This is a genomic window from Nonomuraea sp. NPDC005730 (assembly GCF_040630865.1).
GTDB lineage: Bacteria > Actinomycetota > Actinomycetes > Streptosporangiales > Streptosporangiaceae > Nonomuraea.
In genome coordinates this window covers 17,632-31,838 of the sequence record NZ_JBEXYK010000072.1, presented here as the reverse complement: position 1 = coordinate 31,838, position 14,207 = coordinate 17,632, and the positions used below count along the sequence as shown (strand labels likewise).

The 14,207-nt window shown below is 71.8% G+C and carries 12 protein-coding genes and 1 tRNA gene; 4 read left to right on the top strand and 9 right to left on the bottom strand.

Annotated elements, in window-relative coordinates:
- Positions 1 to 124: 124 nt before the first annotated feature.
- Positions 125 to 3,340: a BTAD domain-containing putative transcriptional regulator gene (locus ABZ444_RS44670; RefSeq protein WP_358010296.1), complete on the bottom strand. Its 3,216-nt coding sequence runs from the start codon at positions 3,338 to 3,340 to the stop codon at positions 125 to 127.
- Between the two features lie 72 nt (positions 3,341 to 3,412).
- Here ABZ444_RS44670 and ABZ444_RS44665 point away from each other — a divergent pair, with 72 nt between their 5' ends.
- Positions 3,413 to 4,261: an NAD(P)-binding domain-containing protein gene (locus ABZ444_RS44665; RefSeq protein WP_358010295.1), complete on the top strand. Its 849-nt coding sequence runs from the start codon at positions 3,413 to 3,415 to the stop codon at positions 4,259 to 4,261.
- Here the strand turns inward: ABZ444_RS44665 and ABZ444_RS44660 are convergent, their stop codons facing one another.
- Positions 4,262 to 5,632: a cystathionine beta-synthase gene (locus ABZ444_RS44660; RefSeq protein ID WP_357974710.1), complete on the bottom strand. Its 1,371-nt coding sequence runs from the start codon at positions 5,630 to 5,632 to the stop codon at positions 4,262 to 4,264.
- Positions 5,633 to 5,758: 126 nt separating this feature from the next.
- On the opposite strand from ABZ444_RS44660, the gene ABZ444_RS44655 reads away from it, so the two are divergent.
- The 3 genes from ABZ444_RS44655 (at position 5,759) to ABZ444_RS44645 (ending at position 9,510) form a co-directional block, all read left to right on the top strand.
- Positions 5,759 to 6,742 carry an SGNH/GDSL hydrolase family protein gene (locus tag ABZ444_RS44655; RefSeq protein WP_358010294.1) on the top strand — a complete coding sequence of 328 codons (984 nt, stop codon included), beginning with the start codon at positions 5,759 to 5,761 and terminating at the stop codon, positions 6,740 to 6,742.
- Positions 6,743 to 6,889: 147 nt separating this feature from the next.
- Entirely contained in the window at positions 6,890 to 8,218 is a 1,329-nt protein-coding gene (locus ABZ444_RS44650) for a PQQ-binding-like beta-propeller repeat protein (protein ID WP_358010293.1), read from the top strand.
- 74 nt (positions 8,219 to 8,292) lie between these two features.
- Positions 8,293 to 9,510, top strand: coding sequence for an acetyl-CoA C-acetyltransferase (locus ABZ444_RS44645; RefSeq protein ID WP_358010292.1), 1,218 nt, complete (start codon positions 8,293 to 8,295; stop codon positions 9,508 to 9,510).
- A gap of 63 nt (positions 9,511 to 9,573) precedes the next feature.
- On the opposite strand, the gene ABZ444_RS44640 is transcribed toward ABZ444_RS44645, so the two are convergent.
- The 7 genes from ABZ444_RS44640 to ABZ444_RS44610 all read right to left on the bottom strand — a co-directional run bounded on the left by ABZ444_RS44640 (position 9,574) and on the right by ABZ444_RS44610 (position 14,143).
- Positions 9,574 to 9,981, bottom strand: a complete 408-nt coding sequence (locus ABZ444_RS44640; RefSeq protein WP_357974722.1) for a PPOX class F420-dependent oxidoreductase — start codon at positions 9,979 to 9,981, stop codon at positions 9,574 to 9,576.
- A 55-nt stretch (positions 9,982 to 10,036) separates the two neighbouring features.
- Positions 10,037 to 10,270 (bottom strand): DUF4287 domain-containing protein, encoded by a 234-nt coding sequence (locus tag ABZ444_RS44635; protein ID WP_352323556.1) that lies wholly within the window; start codon positions 10,268 to 10,270, stop codon positions 10,037 to 10,039.
- 158 nt (positions 10,271 to 10,428) lie between these two features.
- A complete protein-coding gene (locus tag ABZ444_RS44630; protein ID WP_358010291.1) occupies positions 10,429 to 11,220 on the bottom strand; it encodes a Bax inhibitor-1/YccA family protein in 792 nt (263 codons plus the stop codon).
- A gap of 370 nt (positions 11,221 to 11,590) precedes the next feature.
- A tRNA-Leu gene (locus ABZ444_RS44625) sits at positions 11,591 to 11,663 on the bottom strand.
- A gap of 49 nt (positions 11,664 to 11,712) precedes the next feature.
- On the bottom strand, positions 11,713 to 12,237 hold the full coding sequence (locus ABZ444_RS44620; RefSeq protein WP_358010290.1) for a peptide deformylase: 525 nt from the start codon (positions 12,235 to 12,237) through the stop codon (positions 11,713 to 11,715).
- Positions 12,234 to 12,746, bottom strand: a complete 513-nt coding sequence (locus tag ABZ444_RS44615; RefSeq protein WP_358010289.1) for an ACT domain-containing protein — start codon at positions 12,744 to 12,746, stop codon at positions 12,234 to 12,236. The genes ABZ444_RS44620 and ABZ444_RS44615 overlap by 4 nt, the downstream gene beginning before the upstream one ends.
- 80 nt (positions 12,747 to 12,826) lie before the next feature.
- Positions 12,827 to 14,143 (bottom strand): NAD(P)/FAD-dependent oxidoreductase, encoded by a 1,317-nt coding sequence (locus ABZ444_RS44610; RefSeq protein ID WP_358010288.1) that lies wholly within the window; start codon positions 14,141 to 14,143, stop codon positions 12,827 to 12,829.
- Positions 14,144 to 14,207: the final 64 nt, after the last annotated feature.

Genomic DNA, 14,207 nt, shown 5'->3' with positions numbered 1-14,207 from the left:
GGTCCTGCTGGAGTCACTGACCAACGTGCGCAAGCACGCCACCCGGGCCGCGTGGGTGGAGGCCGATCTGCGGCGGTACGAGCGGGTGGTCGTGCTGCGGGTGCGGAACTTCGGCTCGGTCGCCTCAGACCCGCGGGTCTCCCGGCTGGGCGGCGGGTTCGGGCTGGTCGGCATGGCCGAGCGGGTGGAGGCGCTGGGCGGCAGGCTCTACGCGGGCCCGTCCCCCGAGGGCCCCTGGGAAGTGATCGCCGAGTTCCCGCTCCCCTGACCCGGACGACCGGCCGACCGCGCCCTCACCGGGTTCCCACCGCCCCGAAACCTCGGGATCCCGCTCCCCCGCGGCGAAGGACCGGGCGAACTCCGGCTCGCCCAGCGCGGTGCGCAGGCGGGTGGTGATCCGGTCGACGTCATGGCGTTCGCCGGTGGGAAGGGGCGCGCCGACGGCTCGCCGGAGCGCCGAGGCCCGTCCCAGCTTCCGCGCCGCCTCCGCCAGGTGCTCGCGGCCCGCGATCGACAAGGCGCCCGCCAGCCCCTCCAGGGCCAGCGCGACGGCCCTCGGGTCGCCCGTCGCGCGGGCCTTCGCGTACCCCTCGCGCTGGCGGGCCAGCGCCGTCCCGGCGTCGCCGCGCTGCTCGGCCACGAACCCCCACTCGGCCATGACGAACGCCGTCCCGGGCGTCCCCCGAACCTGCCGCAGCCAGTCGAGCGCGGACAGCAGGTACGACTCCGCCTCCTCGTACCGCCCCTGCCTGCGGGCGCTCATGGCCAGGCCGAGCAGCGCGTTCTCCTCCGCCGACCGGTACGACTGCGCCACCGCCAGCCGCCTGGCCCGCCCGTGGTAGTCGTCGGACCGCTCGTAGTCGCCCGTGAGCAGCGCCAGCCGGCCGAGCGCGGCCAGCTTGAACGACACGTCGAACCCCAGCCCCTCGGCCAGCCGCAGCGCCTCGTGCCGCAGCCGGGCCGCCCGCTCGTAATCGCCGCGGATCTCGGCCAGCCGGTCGAGGACGTCCATGGCCTCGACCTGCCCCCACTCGTCCCCCAGCTCCCGGAAGAGGGCCAGGCCGCGCTCGCCGTCGCGTTCCATCGCCGCGAGGTCGCCGCGGCCCACCGCGAGCTTGGCCCGCAGGCACAGCGCCGCCGCCACCCCCCACCGGTCCCCCAGCTCCTCGTACGCCACCAGCGCCCGCCCCACCGCGTCCCGGTGCGCCGCGTGGTCGCCGTACGCCCAGCGGACGTAGCTGAGGAACCAGTCGGCCAGCGCGGCCCCCGCACGGTCGAGCGCGGCCCGGCGTACCGGCGGGGTGGGCTCGCCGAGCAGCAGTCCGATGCCGGCCAGCCACACCGAGGCCAGGGCGGCGGCGCCGTCCTGGCCGCCCGCCGCCAGCGCCGCCTCGATCGACCTGCGGGCCTCGCGCAGCCTGCCGCGCAGGATCCAGTACCAGGCGAGCGCGTTGGCCAGGCGCAGGGGCTCCGGTCCAGACAGGGCCAGCCGCAGGTTGGCGCTCTCGGCGTCCAGCCGGTCCAGCCACTCGTGCTGGCGCGGGCCGCGCAGCTCGGCGCGGGCGGCCAGGTCGGTGTAGTAGCGGGCGTGCCGCTCCCGCAGCAGGTCGTGCTCACCGGCCTCGCGCAGCCGTTCGAGGCAGTAGGCGGTCACCGACTCCAGCAGCCGGTAGCGGGGGCCCAGGGGGCCGCGCGCCACGGCGACCAGCGACCGGTCCACGAGCCTGGCCAGCACGTCGAGCACGTCCACGCCGGGCTCGGCGCAGACCGCCTCGGCGGCCTCCAGGGTGCAGCCGTCGGCGTGCGCGGCCAGCCGCCGCAGCACCGCGCGTTCCTCGGCGGACAACAGCTCCCAGCTCCAGTCGATGGTGGCCCGCAGCGTGCGCTGCCGGGCCGGCGCGTCCCGCATCCCGGCGCTGAGCAGCCTGAACCGGTCGTCCAGCCGGGCGGCCAGCTCCTGTACGCCGAGCGCGCGCACCCGCGTCGCCGCCAGCTCCAGGGCCAGCGGGATGCCGTCGAGCCGCCGGCAGATGACGGCCACGGTGGGGCCGGGCTCGACCTCCGCGCGGGCCGCGAAGAGCCGTACGGCGTCGGCCTCGGCCAGCGGGTGGACGACCCGGACCCGTTCGCCGGACACGCCCAGCGGCTCCTGGCTGGTGGCCAGCACGCGCAGGCCGGGCGCGGCCCGCAGCAGCGCCGAGACGAGCCCGGCGACCTGCTCGACCAGATGCTCGCAGTTGTCCAGGACCAGCAGCGCGCTCCTGCCCGCCAGCGCCCCGGCCAGCCTGGACGCCAGCGGCACGGAGTCGTCGTCGCGCACGCCCAGCACGGCCGCCACCGCCTCGGCCACGTCGGCGCCCCCGGCCCCGGCCAGCTCCACCAGCCACACCCCGTCGGCGAACCCGCCCTGCCGCGGCTCGGCGGACCCCTCGGGGAAGGCCAGGCGGCGGGCGGCGGCGAGGGCGAGGCGGGTCTTGCCCACGCCGCCCGGCCCGGTCAGGGTGACCAGCCGCGAGTCCGCCAGCAGGGCGCCGACCTCGGCGAGGTCGGCGTCCCGGCCGACCAGCGGGGTGAGCGGCGCGGGCAGGTTGGTGAGCGGTCCGGGGGCGGCGGCGGGCGGCGGGGCGGCCAGCGAGCGGTCGTGGCGCAGGATGGCCCGGTGCAGCGCGGCCAGCTCGGGCGAGGGGTCGAGCCCCAGTTCCTCGGCCAGCCTGACGCGCAGCTCCTCGTAGCCGGCCAGCGCCTCGCTCTGCCGGCCGCCCCGGTACAGGGCCTTCATGTGCGAGGCGCGCAGCCGTTCGCGCAGGGGGTGCCGGGCGACCAGGTCGGCGAGGTCGACGTCGTGGCCGAGCGCGAGGCGCATCTCGGCCTGCTCCTCCAGGGCCGACAGGCGCAGCTCGGTCAGCAGGGCGATCTCGGGACGGGCGAACCCCTCGTCGGCGAAGTCGGCGTAGGCCGCGCCCCGCCACAGGGCGAGCGCCTGGTCGAGCTCGCGGGCGCGGTCACGCGGGGTGGCGCCGCGGCGGCCCACGAGCGCGCGGAACCGGACGGCGTCGCAGTCGTGCGCGGCCAGCCGGTAGCCGGCCGGGCCGTGGACGACCATGGCGGGGTCGCCGAGCGCGCGGCGGAGCTGGGAGACGCGGGCCTGGAGGGTGCCGAGCGGGTTGCGGGTGGGCCGGTCGCCCCACAGGTCGTCGATCAGCCGGTCGGCGGAGACCGGTCCGCCGCCGGCCGCCAGCAGGGCGGCCAGGAGCGCGCGGACCTTGGGCTCGGCGACGTGGATCTCCTCGCCGCCGTCCGTCCAGACGGCCAGCGGGCCGAGCACCCCGAATCGCACCATGCACAGACTAACCCGTAGCCGGTCATAAGGATTTCCGTAGGGCGGTGCCGCAGGCTCCCTGTCATGACTCAGGTGACAGTTGTGGGACTCGGCCCGATGGGGTCGAAGATGGCCGAGACGTTCCTCGGCGCGGGTTTCGACGTGGCCGTGTGGAACCGTACGGCGAGCAAGACCGAACCGCTGGTCGCCCGCGGGGCCCGGCGCGCGGCCTCGGCCGCGGACGGCGACCTGCTGGTGCTCAGCCAGATCGGCTACCAGGCGATGTACGACAGCCTCGGTGAGGCCAGGCTCGACGGGAAGGTGCTGGTCAACCTCAGCTCGGGCACCCCGGAGGAGCTGCGCGCGGCGGCCCGCCGGGTGGCCGGACGGGGCGGCACGCTCATCACCGCCGGGATCATGGTCCCGCCGCCGGGCATCGGGCAGCCGGGGGCGTACTCCTTCTACAGCGGCCCGAAGGACGTGCTCGACCGGCACACGGCCACTCTCAGGGCCCTCGGCGACGTCGTCCACGTCGGCGCGGACGAGGGCCTGGCGATGATGTACTACCAGTCGCTGCTGCTGATCTTCTGGTCGAGCCTGACCAGCCAGATGCACGCCATGGCGATGCTGAGCACGGCCGGGGTCTCCCCGCTGGAGTTCCTGCCGTACGTGCGGGAGACCTTCACCCAGCTCGGCGGCGACGGCGTGATGGGGTTCGCCAGGATCCTGGCCGAGGAGTTCGCCGCCGGGAGCTACCCCGGCGAGCTGAACTCGCTGCACATGCAGGCCGTGGGTCTCGGCCACGTCGTGCACGCGCTGGCCGAGGCCGGCGTGGAGACCACGGTGCCGAACGCGCTGAAGGAGCTGTTCGAGCGCGCCGACGCCGAGGGACGCGGGCACGAGGGCCTCGGCACCGTGATCGAATCGATACGGAAACCCTGATCAGTGGTTGGCGAGGAAGGCGAGCAGGTCCTGCCGGGTGAGCAGCCCGGCGGGCTTGCCGTCCTCCAGGACGACGGCCGCGTCGGCCTTCTCCAGCGCCTCGACCGCGCGCGCGACGGGTTCACCGCTGCCGATCGTGGGTAGCGGCGCCGACATGTGGTCGGAGATCGGGTCGTCGGAGGCGAGCCTGCCGTGGTAGAGGGCCTCCAGGAGGTCGCGCTCGACGATGGAGCCGACCACTTCGGCCGCCATGACCGGCGGCTCCTCCTTCATGACCGGAAGCTGGGACACCGAGTACTCGCGCATGATCGAGATGGCCGTGCCGACCGACTCGTGCGGGTGGGCGTGCACGAACTCCGGCAGGCCCGGCCCCTTGCGCGCCAGCACGTCGCCGACCAGGCCCTCGTCGGAGCTGGTGGTCAGGAAGCCGTAGTCGGCCATCCAGTCGTCGTTGAAGATCTTCGACAGGTAGCCGCGGCCGCCGTCGGGCAGCAGCACGACCACCACGTCGTCGGGCCCCGCCTTGGCCGCCACCTGCAGCGCCGCCACCACGGCCATGCCGCACGAGCCGCCGACCAGCAGCCCCTCCTCGCGGGCCAGGCGGCGGGTCATGTTGAAGGAGTCCTTGTCGGACACCGCGATGATCTCGTCGCAGATCCCGGTGTCGTACGTGGCCGGCCAGATGTCCTCGCCCACGCCCTCCACCAGGTAGGGACGGCCGGAGCCGCCGGAGTACACCGAGCCCTCGGGGTCGGCCCCGATGATCTTCACCCGGCCTTCGGAGACCTCCCTGAGGTAGCGGCCGGTGCCGCTGATCGTGCCGCCGGTGCCGATGCCCGCCACGAAGTGCGTGATGCGGCCGTCGGTCTGCTCCCACAGCTCGGGACCGGTCGAGTGGTAGTGGGAGTCGGGGTTGTTGACGTTGGAGTACTGGTCGGGCTTCCAGGCGTTGGGGATCTCGCGGGCCAGCCGGTCGGAGACCGAGTAGTAGGACTCCGGGTGATCGGGCGAGACGGCGGTCGGGCAGACCACGACCTCGGCCCCGTACGCGCGCAGCACCGCGATCTTGTCCTGGGCCACCTTGTCGGGCACCACGAACAGGCACCGGTAGCCCTTCTGCTGGGCCACGATGGCCAGGCCCACGCCGGTGTTGCCGGACGTCGGCTCGACGATGACGCCGCCCGGCCGCAGCGCGCCGGAAGCCTCGGCGGCCTCGATCATGCGCAGCGCGATGCGGTCCTTGACCGAGCCGCCCGGATTGAAATATTCGACCTTGGCCAGCACCTGGGCGGAGATCCCCGCCGTGACCTTGTGCAGGCGGACCAGCGGAGTGTTCCCCATGAGATCGACCAGGGAATCGTAAACGCGCACCGAGGTGTTCACCTTCTTTGCCGAAGCTTGATCAGCTTGCCCGAGGCCGAGATCCAGTGGGGGTGGCAGGCCCTCGGCTAGTTTTCAAGCAAACGCTACCGCCGAGTTCGACCGGGAGGACACTACGTGGTCTGGGCAGCAGGCATGGCACGCGCGGCCAGGCGGATCGCGATGGCGGCGGCGCTCGGAGGTGGCGGGCTCACGGCTCTGGGAGCCACGGCGTACGGCCTGCTGATCGCCGAGGGACTGCTCGCGCGCAAGGCCATCGGCCGCCCCCACGGTCTGGACGGACCGCCCTCCGACGGCGTCTACGGCGATTTCCGCGGCAGACCCCTCAAGATGGTCATGCTCGGCGATTCCACCTCGGTGGGCCTGGGCATGACCGATCCCAGCCACACCCCCGCCGTCCTGCTGGCCAACGGCGTGGCGGCGGTGGCCGAGCGGCCGGTCCACCTGCTCGTGGCGGGCAAGTCGGGCGCCCCCTCCGCCGAACTGCCCGAGCAGGTGGACGCCGCCCTCGCCATGCGCCCGGACGTGGCGGTCATCTTCGTGGGGGCCAACGACATCATCACCCAGACGCCGCCGGCCGTGGCGGTGCGCCATCTGGCCAAGGCGGTGCGGCGGCTGCGCGAGTCGGGCGTCGAGGTGGTCGTCGGTACCTGCCCCGACCTCGGTACGGTGCGGCCCATCGCCCAGCCGCTGCGCTGGGTGACCCGGCGGTGGAGCCGTCAGCTCGCGGCGGCCCAGACCGTCGCCGTGGTCGACGCGGGCGGCCGTACGGTGGCGTTCGCCGACGTCCTGGGGCCGGAATTCGATACAAATCCGACAGAAATGTTCGGACCGGATCGTTTCCATCCATCTGACCGAGGTTACGCGCAGGCCGCTTACGCGGTGCTACCGTCGGTGTGCGCTGCGTTGGGGCTGTGGCCTGAGCCGCGGCCCGCGCGGGGCGAAGGACTGCAACCGATCTACCTTGCGGCGGCAACGGCCGCGGAGGAGCCCGGCACCGAGGTCACCGCGACCCGGGTCGACGGGCGGGCGACGGGGCTCCACGGCAAGTGGGCCACGCTGTTCCGCCGGCGGCTCGGCGAGACGCCAACCGACGCCTGAGCGCGCCCGGCGGGCGGCTCGACGATCCCACCGACGCGTGATCGTGCGCGCCGGGGGGCTTGACGACGCCCGATCCGGTCACCCTCCGCGCCTTAGCCGTCACTCCTCGTCCTCTTTTGGAGTGAATTGCCTGTGCTCCGGCCCCTCATGAAACCTTCCCTGGCCCTCGCGGGGACCCTCGCCCTGACCGCCTGCTCCGGCAGCGACGCCGCCACGGCGAACTTCCCCTCCTGGCAGAACACCCAGGTCAACGCGGTCAGCCGGATCGTGTCCGCGGCCGGTGTGGTGACCACGACCTCCATGAAGCCCGACGGCACGCTGGAGACCGTGACGCTCGGTCTCGAAGACGGCCGGCGCCTGTGGGCGTACCCGGCCACCATGGCGGGCCGCCTGCCCGGCATGGGCGTCTCCGCCCCCGCGGTCGTGGAGACGGCCAAGGGCCAGGGGGTGGTCGTGGCCCTCGACCCGGCGAGGAAGGGCCGCTGGAACGCCACCCTCATCGCCCGCGACGCCCGCTCCGGGGCGCAGAAGTGGGCCAGGCCCATGCACTCCACGTTCGGGCCGCAGCGCTGCGGTCCCTACCTGTGCGTGTCGGAGCACACCGCCCTGACCCACGCCCGGATGGTCGTGCTCGACCCGGCGACCGGCCGGGTGATGTGGAAGTTGCCCGGCATCTCCGAGGTCGAGTGGTCCGACCCGGCCCGGGTCCTGCTGCTGCGGATGGCCGCCAACCCCATGATCGAGTCCTACGACGTCAAGACCGGCAAGCTGCAGTGGCAGCAGCCGATCGAGCAGGCGCTCGGGCCGGGCATCGACCTGTCGGGCGGGTGGGCGTTCGGCTCGACCGGCGACAACCTGGTCGGCTACGTCGCGCCCTACACCAACCCCCAGACGAAGAAGGTCTCCACCTTCGGGCTGTTCTCCGTCCGGATCAGCGACGGCACGGTCAACTGGATGCGTCCCTCGGTCGTACGCGTCTACCCCAGCGGCAGCCCCGGCTACGCGCCCGTCGTCCGCCCGGTCGACCGCCAGGGCGCCTACGGCGGTTTCGCCAGGCTCGACTCCGAGACCGGCCGGGTGGTCGGCCAGATCACCGCCTCCGACGTCCCCGGCTCGGGCTGGTGGCTGGCCTTCCCCGACCGCATGGACAAACTGGGCTTCCTCAAGCACGACGCCAAGGGCAGCGCCTTCGACCTGGTCTCGGGCAAGCCCGCGCAGGTGGGCGAGGAGCGGGGCTGGTCCTTCTGCGTCACCGACCCCAAGCCGCTGCCGCTGCGCGGCCAGGCCCCCGGCTTCTACTCCACGGCCGCCGTCTGCGAGTACGACCTCGGCACCGGCACCCGCGTCTCCCCCATGAACGCCCCGCCGCCCTGGTTCACCGGCAGCCAGGACGGCTGGCGCCTGTGGCGCGACGAGAAGGGCGCCGTGCACGCCGTCAACGACCACACCGCCACCGCCCCCGGCATGTACGGCTGACGCGGGCCCCCGGGGTGCTTGCGAGGAGGACTGGAATATAGTTCTAATATCAGCGCTGGACACAAGGAGGGGCCATGCCCGAGGCAGTCATCGTCGCAACCGCGCGTTCCCCGATCGGACGAGCCTTCAAGGGGTCGCTCAAGGACATCCGTCCCGACGATCTGACCGTACAGATGATCCAGGCGGCGCTGGCCAAGGTGCCCCAGCTCGACCCGAACACGATCGACGACATCATGCTCGGCTGTGGCCTGCCGGGCGGTGAGCAGGGCTTCAACATGGCCCGGGTGGTGGCGGTGCTGCTCGGGCTCGACACCGTGCCGGGCACGACCGTCACGCGTTACTGCTCCTCCTCGTTGCAGACGACGCGGATGGCCTTCCACGCGATCAAGGCGGGCGAGGGCGACGTGTTCGTCTCGGCCGGCGTCGAGACCGTCTCCCGCTTCGCCAAGGGCAACTCCGACTCGCTGCCCGACACCCACAACCCGCTCTTCCTCGACGCGACCGCCCGCACCAAGCAGACGGCCGAGGGCGGCCACACCTGGCACGACCCCCGCCAGGACGGCGCCGTCCCCGACATCTACATCGCCATGGGGCAGACCGCCGAGAACCTGGCCCAGCTCAAGGGCGTCAGCCGCCGCGAGCAGGACGAGTTCGGCGTGCGCTCCCAGAACCTGGCCGAGAAGGCGCTGGCCGACGGGTTCTGGCAGAAGGACATCACCCCCGTCACGCTCCCCGACGGCACGGTGGTCAGCAAGGACGACGGCCCCCGGGCCGGCACCACGTACGAGGGGGTGGCCGGGCTCAAGCCGGTCTTCCGCCCCGACGGCACGGTCACCGCGGGCAACTGCTGCCCGCTCAACGACGGCGCGGCGGCCCTGGTCATCATGAGCGACGTCAAGGCCGCCGAGCTGGGCATCACGCCGCTGGCCCGGATCGTCAGCACCGGCGTCAGCGGGCTCTCGCCCGAGATCATGGGCCTCGGGCCGGTGGAGGCCTCCAAGCAGGCGCTGTCCCGGGCCGGGATGGCGATCGAGGACATCGACCTCGTGGAGATCAACGAGGCGTTCGCGGCACAGGTGATCCCGTCGTACCAGGACCTCGGGATCGAGCTCGACCGGCTCAACGTCAACGGCGGGGCCATCGCCGTCGGGCACCCGTTCGGCATGACCGGGGCGCGCATCACCTCGACGCTGATCAACAGCCTGCGCCACCACGACAAGAGCCTCGGCCTGGAGACGATGTGCGTGGGCGGCGGCCAGGGCATGGCGATGGTGCTGGAGCGCCTGTCCTAGATCGTGCTCTGCGGCCCCGCGCCCGGCCTTCCCGGCCGCGCGGGGCCGTTCGCGTGCCGGCGGTCAGCCCTGACGGTCGGGCCCGGCCTGGAGCGGCGTCACGCGGACGATGACGCGCCGCTCGCTGACCATGGCCTCGCGGTAGCCGTCCCAGTCGGGGTGTTCGCCGGAGATGTCGCGGTAGTAGGCGACGAGCTGGTCCATCGCCTCCGGCAGGGAGACGATCTCGGCCGTGCCGTCGACCTGGAGCCACTCGCCGAAGAAGCCGTCGGCGAGCACGCAGAGCGAGACGCGGGGATCCCGGCGGATGTTGTGCACCTTCATCGCCGTCTCGCGGGTGCTGATGACGATGTGCCCACCGGCCACGCCCGCCAGCACCGGCGACATCTGCGGGTGCCCTCCGCGACGGCTGGTGAGCAGGACTGCGTGGTGGTTCGTCTCGATGAAGCCGAGCGCCTTGTCCAGATCCATGTGTTCATGATGACGCGCCCGTGCTCAGAGCACGGGCGCGGGATGGGGAAGGGCTCTACATCAAGCCCATTCGGGTACGGCGGTGCCGCTCGTGCTCCAGCACGATCGCGGCGGCGTAGCCGTGGGTCAGCCCGTGCTCGTCGGCGAGCCAGTTGGCCCGCTCGTCACACCTCAGGAAGGACGGGCCGTTGTCGATGGCTTGGAACCACTCGGGGAGTTCGCGTCCCGTTATCGTGGGGACCCTTGCGATGAGCTTCGTCTGCGTCTCCGGTGAGTGGTTCAAGGACATGGGCACCTCCGCGGATTAAGGTCCTTTGCTCGACACTGCAACACCGCGCTGCGAATGGCAACCCCCCGGCCAGGCATCATTCTGTGACGGCAGGTAGATTTCCGGTCGCACAAAGAGAGGGCCCCGCCGTTACGGCGAGGCCCCCAGGAGGTGAACGATCAGTCGTCGCCGGTGAAATAGCTGATGAGGCGGAGCACCTCGAGGTAGATCCACACCAGGCTCAGCATGAGGCCGAACGCGCACTGCCAGGCGAACTTCTCCGGCACGCCCTGGCGCACGCCCTGCTCGATCGAGTCGAAGTCGAGGAGCAGGAAGAAGCAGCCGATCAGGATCATGACGATGCTGAAGATGTAGCCGAGCGGGCTGTCGGTGCGCAGGCCGAGCCCGACGCCGTTGAAGATGCCGACGAGCAGGTTGACCAGCACCAGCCCGACCACCGCGATGGCGGCCGCCATGCCGTACTTGACCAGCTTGGGTGTGACGCGGACGACCCGCAGCGAGTAGACGGTCAGCACCGCGCCGAAGGCGAAGGCCGTGCCGAGCACCGCCTGGAAGACGATGCCGCTGATGGCGCCCTCGAAGAGCTGGCTGATCTTGCCGAGGAAGACGCCCTCGAACACCGCGTAGCCCAGGATGAGCGCCGGGTTGGTGCTCTGGGTGAACGAGGCGATCAGGCCGAGGATCAGGGCCACGACGGCGGCGCCGATGGCCACCATCGGGGGGACGTTGAGCACCCACGCCGCGGCGGCGGCCACGACGAGCGCTCCGAGGGTGAGGAAGCCCCGGACGACGACGTCGTCGAGGGTCATCGCCCGGTAGGCGGGCGGGGCCGGGGGTGCGTACGACGGGGCGTCGTACATGTTCCGCAGGGTGTCGGGTGACGGGGCTGGGCCCGCCCAACCCGCGCGCTGTTGACGCGCCCTGCCGAAAACGGGGTTCTTGCTCTCCATCGCTGCCTCCTGTGGCGCCGAGCCTACGGGGCCTGGCGGCACCTAGGTCAACTCACGCTCAGATCGAAGTTCGTCGGGGGGACTTCGGCAGCGAGGACAACGAACGTGACCTCGCACGAGTTCCCGAGGCCGGAGCGGCCGCCCGGGGGGCCGGCGGCCGGGCGGCGAGTAACTGCGTCGCGACCAATTGAAACTGGGTTCTGTTGGGTTTCGTGATGAAAACGGAATCTTCCCGATGCCTCACCACACCGGGTCTTCCCGGCAAACGAGGGGAAGCATTGTGTGACGGGTTGACAGCAGTAGTGAACCACCGGATGCGACAAGACGCTTCACTCGGAGAAAACCCCAGGTCGGGGACACTTAAGAAAGGTGCCCCCGGCGGGATTCGAACCCGCACTACAACCCTTTTAAGGGGTTTGCCTCTGCCATTGGGCTACGGGGGCGCCGCAATCATACGAAACGGACCATGCTTCCGAGGAGCACAACTTCGCATCAGGCGTCACAACTGTGAAGTCTGCGGTGAAGTGATAGCGCCCCGTGCACTCTGTCCAAGAAGAGTAGACCGTCCAGATGGTCCAGTTGGTGCTGAATGCAGCGGGCTTCGAAGGCGTCCGCCTCGATGATGACCGGCTCCCCTGTGCCCGGCAAATGCCCATGTACGGTGATACGCGTCGCCCGGCGTACGTCCGCCGTGAGCCCCGCGATGGACGCGCACCCCTCGCGCCCGCCGTCCCAGTGGGAGGCGCTGGTGAGGCGAGGGTTGACCAGGACGAGCTCCCCGGCCCACGACCGGGCCCGAGGGTGGGCCCAGGCGTTGAAGGCGATCAGCCGCCACCTCAGGCCGATCTGCGGGGCGGCCAGACCCGTCATGGCCGTCTCGCCGCGCAGGGTGGCGAGGAGGTCGGCCGCGGCCCGCACGGTCTCGGGGGACGCCGGATCGACCGGCTCGGCCTTGGCCGACAGCGCCGGGTGCGGCGCGCCGAGCACCTGGCGCGGGGTGCCTCTGGCGCCCGTCACAGCAGGTCCGGCTCGACGGGACGGAACGTGATCTCCGAGTCGAGCCCCGCCCCGACCGCCGCCAGCCGGCGCATGAGGGCGGCGACGTCGACGTCCTTGGGCAGCTCGACGTCGGCGATGAGCACGTAGAGGCGGCCGGTGAGCCGGGTGCTCATGCCGGTGATGTTGCCGCCGTCGGCGGCCAGCACGGCGCTGACCGCCGAGATGATGCCCGGCCGGTCGGGGCCGTGCACGGTCAGGACGTAGCCGAGGCCGCCGCCGTCGTCGCAGAAGTGCCGCCGCGCCTCGATCGCCGAGGCGGAGACCACCAGCTCGGGCACGGTGAGCCGCTTGGTCAGCTCGGCGGAGTCGAGATCGCCGGAGACCAGCAGCATCATCGCCACGTACCCGCCGAGCAGCGTCATGGTCGAGTCCTGGATGTTCGCGCCGCAGTCGGCCAGCGAACCGGTGACGGCGGCGATCACGCCGGGCCGGTCCACGCCGAGCACGGTCACCGCTGAGAGCCCCACCCGTGGTACCCCTTCCGCATTTCGTCCAGGGGTGCCGAAAACGCCCCGGCGATGCTCGCCGGGGCGCTGCCGTACCTGGGCTAGCGGCGGGTCGTCGCCACCGCGGCCCTGAACCCGTCGCGCGGATGCTCCATCTCACCCAGCGAGATGGTCTCTCGCTTGAAGAACAGGGCCAGGGTCCAGTCGACGACGACACGGACCTTGCGGTTCAGCGTCGGCACCCGCGACAGATGGTAGGTGCGGTGCATGAACCACGCAGGGAAACCGCGCAGCTTCACGCCATAGACATTGGCGACGCCCTGGTGCAGGCCCAATCCGGCGACCGATCCGACATACTTGTGGCGGTAATCGACCAGTTGCTCGCCGCGCAGGTGGCGGATGATGTTGTCGGCCAGCACCTTGGCCTGGCGCACGGCATGCTGGGCGTTGGGGGCGCAGTACTGGCCCGGGTTCGTCACGTCGGGCACCCCGGCCGCGTCGCCGGCGGCGAAGGCGTCGCGGGTGCCGGCGACGGTCAGGGCGGCGGTGGTCCTGATCCGGCCCCGCTCGTCCAGGGGCAGGTCGCTGTCGTTGACGACCGGGCTCGGCTTGACGCCCGCCGTCCACACCAGGGTCTCGGCGTCGAACTCGGTGCCGTCGCTGAGCACGACGTGGCCGCCCGCGCACGACTCCAGCCTGGTGTCCAGCTTGACCTCGATGCCGCGCTCGCGCAGCTGCTCCAGCGTCCACTTGCCCATCTCGGGGCCGACCTCGGGCAGCACCCGGTTCGTGGCCTCGACGAGGACCCAGCGCAGGTCGGGCGGGCCGATGTTGCGGTAGTAGCGGGTGGAGTCCTTGGCCATGTCCTCCAGCTCGGCCAGCGCCTCCACGCCCGCGAAGCCGGCCCCGACCACGACGAACGTGAGCGCCCTGCGCCGCACGTCGGGATCGACGGTCGACTCGGCCACGTCGAGCAGGTGCAGCACTCGGTTGCGCAGCGCGATGGCCTCGCCGACGGTCTTGAACCCGATGCCGATGTCGGTCAGGCCGGGGATCGGCAGCGTACGCGAGATCGACCCGGCGGCCATCACGATCACGTCGTAGGCCACCTGGCGCGGCTCGCCCTCGGCGGGCTGGAAGGTGACGACGCGCTCGGCGTGGTCGACCTTGGTCACCGTGCCGTTGAGAATGCGCACCTTGGGGAGGATCCGGCGCAGCGGGGCCACCATGTGCCTGGGCGAGAGGTTGCCCGCCGCCGCCTCCGGCAGGAACGGCTGGTAGGTCATGTAGGACTGGGGGTCGATGATCGTGATGCGCGCCTCGCCGCCGCGCAGCTCGCGGTGGAGCTTGCGCTGCAGCCTGAGCGCGGTGTACAGGCCGACGTACCCGCCGCCGACGATCAAGATGTGCTTGTTCATCCTGAGGCCCCATCCCTCGTGGAATGCTTGTGAAAGCATTCACAAGCTTACGTCGGGCACTTCC

What these genes read in the sequence shown, in the direction of transcription:
- ABZ444_RS44670 (WP_358010296.1), bottom strand. Translation starts at nt 3,340, where the DNA reads ATGGTGCGATTCGGGGTGCTCGGCCCGCTGGCCGTCTGGACGGACGGC.
- ABZ444_RS44650 (WP_358010293.1), top strand. Translation starts at nt 6,890, where the DNA reads ATGAAACCTTCCCTGGCCCTCGCGGGGACCCTCGCCCTGACCGCCTGC.
- ABZ444_RS44645 (WP_358010292.1), top strand. Translation starts at nt 8,293, where the DNA reads ATGCCCGAGGCAGTCATCGTCGCAACCGCGCGTTCCCCGATCGGACGA.
- ABZ444_RS44640 (WP_357974722.1), bottom strand. Translation starts at nt 9,981, where the DNA reads ATGGATCTGGACAAGGCGCTCGGCTTCATCGAGACGAACCACCACGCA.
- ABZ444_RS44635 (WP_352323556.1), bottom strand. Translation starts at nt 10,270, where the DNA reads ATGTCCTTGAACCACTCACCGGAGACGCAGACGAAGCTCATCGCAAGG.
- ABZ444_RS44630 (WP_358010291.1), bottom strand. Translation starts at nt 11,220, where the DNA reads ATGGAGAGCAAGAACCCCGTTTTCGGCAGGGCGCGTCAACAGCGCGCG.
- ABZ444_RS44610 (WP_358010288.1), bottom strand. Translation starts at nt 14,143, where the DNA reads ATGAACAAGCACATCTTGATCGTCGGCGGCGGGTACGTCGGCCTGTAC.